Below are 4,053 nucleotides of genomic sequence, written 5' to 3' on the forward strand. Positions count from 1 at the left end.
ACCAGTTGACTTGAAGGTTCCTGGCGCATTGACTAATTCATCAGGTTGATAAGCCTTTGCACGGATGGCACTGTGGGGACAAACCATCACGCACTTACCACATTGAACGCAGACATCCGGCTCCCATACAGGTATCTCTTCAGCAACGTTACGTTTTTCCCACTTGGCAGTACCTACGGGAAAAGTGCCATCAACAGGTAGTGTGCTAACAGGTAAGTCATCACCTTCCCAAATCATGATTTTGCCCAGAACTTCTTGCACAAATTTGGGAATAGGGAGTGGGGAGTGGGGAGTGGGGAGTGGGGAGTGGGGAGTTAGGATTGTTTGGGGGACATCTACTTTATGCAAGTTGTCTAAGGTGTTGTCTACAGCTTGTAGGTTCATGCGGACAACTTCTACGCCTTTTTTACCATAGGTTTTTTCAATCGCTTGTTTGATTTTAGCGATCGCTTCTTCCTGTGGCAAGACACCCGCTAAGGCAAAAAAGCATACTTGCATAATAGTGTTAATTCTGCCACCCATGCCACTGTCACGGGCAACCTGGCTAGCATTAATCACGTATAACTTCAAATGCTTGTCAATAATTTGCTGCTGTACCTTCAACGGCAGATATTCCCAAACGGTATCTGCATCATAAGGACTGTTAAGCAACAAAGTCGCCCCAGGAATAGCAGCTTTTAAAATATCTATGCGTTCCAAAAATCCCCAATGATGACAACCAATAAAGTTGGCTTGGTCAATTAAGTAGGTAGAGCGAATTGGTTTTGGCCCGAAGCGTAAGTGAGAGACGGTTATTGAGCCAGATTTCTTGGAATCATAGACAAAGTAGCCTTGGGCGTAATTGTCGGTTTCTTCACCAATAATCTTGATGGAGTTTTTGTTAGCCCCAACAGTGCCATCAGCACCTAACCCATAAAACATTGCCCTGACAACATTATCCGATTCTGTAGAGAAATTAGGGTAAAAGCTCAAGGAAGTATGACTAACGTCGTCATTAATCCCGATAGTAAAGTGATTTTTCGATTTAGCTTGAGCAAGATTGTCAAAAATGCCCTTCACCATCGCCGGAGTAAATTCCTTAGATGAAAGACCATAACGACCACCAATAACTTTAGGGTATGAGAAAGTATTTTCTCCCCCTGCCTCCCCTGCTCCCCCTGCTTCCCCTGCTCTCTTATCTCCCCACGCTTCATGAATAGCAGCGACAACATCTAAATACAAAGGTTCCCCGGCGCTACCTGCTTCTTTGGTGCGGTCGAGAACTGCGATCGCTTGTACACTAGTTGGTAATACTGCAACAAACTTTTGGACATCAAAGGGGCGGTAAAGTCGCACTTTGACTACACCAAGTTTTTCACCACGGGCGTTAAGGTAATCTACTGTTTCATGGACGGTTTCACAACCTGAACCCATAAGAACGATAACGCGTTCGGCATCTTTAGCGCCGTAATATTCATAGATTTTATAATGCCTTCCCGTGCGTTCTCCAAATTCATCCATGATGCGCTGGACAATTTCTGGACAGGCGTTGTAGTAAGGGTTAGCGCCTTCACGCCCTTGGAAGTAGACATCGGGGTTTTGGGCAGTCCCCCGCAATACTGGACGATCTGGGGTAAGGGCACGGCTACGATGGGCGAGTATTAGGTTATCGTGAATTAGCGATCGCAAATCATCATCTGACAGCAATTTGACCTTCTGCACTTCATGCGAAGTACGGAAACCGTCAAAGAAATGCATAAACGAAACTCGCGTCTCTAGAGTAGCAGCATGGGCGATGAGAGCAAAATCTTGGCTTTCCTGCACCGAAGCGGAACACAGCAGGGCGAAACCAGTTGCACGAGCTGCCATTACGTCGCTATGATCACCAAAAATTGATAACGCATGGGTAGCCAAGGAACGGGCGGCAACGTGAACTACAGCGCTAGTCAGTTCACCAGCAATTTTGTAGAAGTTAGGTATCATCAACAATAATCCCTGAGATGCCGTGAAGGTGGTACTCAAGGAACCTGTTTGTAATGCCCCATGCACAGCACCTGCGGCTCCCCCTTCGCTCTGCATCTGCACGACGCTGGGAACAGTACCCCAAAGGTTAGGACGACTTTCTGCTGACCAAGCATCTGCCCATTCACCCATTGCTGAAGAGGGGGTGATGGGATAAATGGCAATCACTTCATTTAATTTGTAAGCAACACGGGCAACAGCCTCATTCCCGTCGATGGTTGCAAAGGTTTTGTTCATAATTGGATTTTTGTCCCCGCCTCTAAGCTGCACTATCAGAACATGTGAATATAAGAATCAGAAATAGCCAGTACTAGAAAGTAAGTGTATTATCTGCATTAAAAATTTTACGGTAGGATTTACTCCGTGTTTAAAGGATATGTTGATACCTTTAGGCTCTTAAATTAACTTTCAATCAATACTGCATCTATTAATATCTCATCCGCAATACTGCATCTATTAATATGTATTAATAATGTACTCAATGACCAAAGTCTTTGTTTTAAAAGACTTTTAGATAATTTATTCTTTTTTGTGGGGTACAGGGACGGGAATATTACATTGCTAATCGCCGATTTCCATACCATTGACTCAAATCATCCTCAATCGCCTCAATAATTGCGATCGCCTCAGTTATTGATTTTGCATCGGCAGCTAAAAGTGCAAACGCTCGCTCAACCCTTTGTTGATAGTCCTGTGGGCAAACAGCGAACTTATTAGCGATTGCGATCGCCCCTTTTTCATTCAACAGGTAATCTTCATTAAGCGCGAATAAAACTTGATTCATACACGCCACACTGCGGAAACAACAACCTGCTGCATAAACAACATCATTGCGTACAATCGCCTTTTTTGCGACCAACAGTGAGAAACTTATTTCCCAAGCGAAAGTATCAATAGTTGCCTGTTTCAGCCCAACTGGATACGGCTCTGTTTTTACTTTCAAAGCTTCTAAAACACCATCAGGGTCGTAAAGTGCGTGACAAAGAGCAATTTCTCCCATATAAATAGAGGACACAAAACCATGAGGATGTCCTGGTTGATAATCAATAGTAATTTGTCCAACATGGCAATCATCAATGACACTATTTACCTTCACTAAATCACGATAGAGAAAATCTACACCTACACCTTGAACCTGTAGCCAACCACCACCGTTAATCCACTTTCCCCATTCCCCGATCGCAGTAATCAAATTTACACGATGGTTATCATCAAGCTCACAAGCGAGGCGATTTAGAGCAATTAAATCGGGCGGATTTTCTGGATTATAATAAATTCCCAAATCCACATCTGATTTGTTAGTATGGTTGCCCCGTGCCCGTGAACCACCCAGTGCGATCGCTGTAATTCCCTCAATTGACTGCAAACTTGAAACAATATGGTTAATGAATTGAGGCAATTCTTTATTCATAGATTTTTGCAAATTACGAATTAGTATTACTTGCTTGTTGTGATAGAATCTACGCCATCGGTCTTCAACTGACCATCTTCCATATAAATGATGCGATCGGCAATATCGAGGATGCGGTTATCGTGGGTAACTAGCAAAATCGTACATTCTTGTTCTTTAGCTAGCTTCTGCATTATTTCCACGACATCACGTCCAGATTTTTTGTCGAGTGCAGCAGTGGGTTCATCTGCCAAGACAATCTTAGGATGGCTAACTAAAGCACGAGCGATCGCTACCCGTTGCTTTTGCCCTCCAGATAGTTTCTCTGGGTAATAATCTACACGATCTGCTAAACCGACTGTTTCCAAAATAGCGATCGCTTTGGCATTGATATCCTGATTCAGAAAATCGTCGTGCAACTCTAAAGACATCCGCACGTTTTCTCTCGCTGTCAAAAAAGTCATCAGATTATGAGCCTGGAAAATATAGCCAATCTGGCGGCGAAGTTTAGTTAATTGCAGCTTTTTAGCGCCACGAATTTCCTCCCCTAAGATTTTGAGACTACCTTCTTGAGCAGAACGCAATCCACCCATTAGAGTTAACAAGGTGGTTTTCCCCGATCCAGAGGGGCCAGTCATGATAACGATTTCACCAGCAGTAAT

General features: G+C 43.8%; 3 protein-coding genes. All 3 read right to left on the reverse strand.

Translation table 11 applies throughout. The annotated features are described in order from the left end of the window. On the reverse strand, positions 1-2,238 hold a 2,238-nt coding region (nifJ, locus tag VE944_RS00240; RefSeq protein WP_324970748.1), incomplete at its 3' end, for a pyruvate:ferredoxin (flavodoxin) oxidoreductase. A gap of 316 nt (positions 2,239-2,554) precedes the next feature. Further along, positions 2,555-3,412 (reverse strand): nucleotidyltransferase domain-containing protein, encoded by an 858-nt coding sequence (locus VE944_RS00245; protein ID WP_324970750.1) that lies wholly within the window; start codon positions 3,410-3,412, stop codon positions 2,555-2,557. A gap of 26 nt (positions 3,413-3,438) precedes the next feature. Further along, the coding region (locus VE944_RS00250; RefSeq protein ID WP_324970751.1) for a DevA family ABC transporter ATP-binding protein at positions 3,439-4,053 on the reverse strand (615 nt) is incomplete at its 5' end.

The organism is Nostoc sp., assembly GCF_035638895.1.
In the GTDB taxonomy this organism is placed as follows: Bacteria; Cyanobacteriota; Cyanobacteriia; order Cyanobacteriales; family Nostocaceae; genus Nostoc.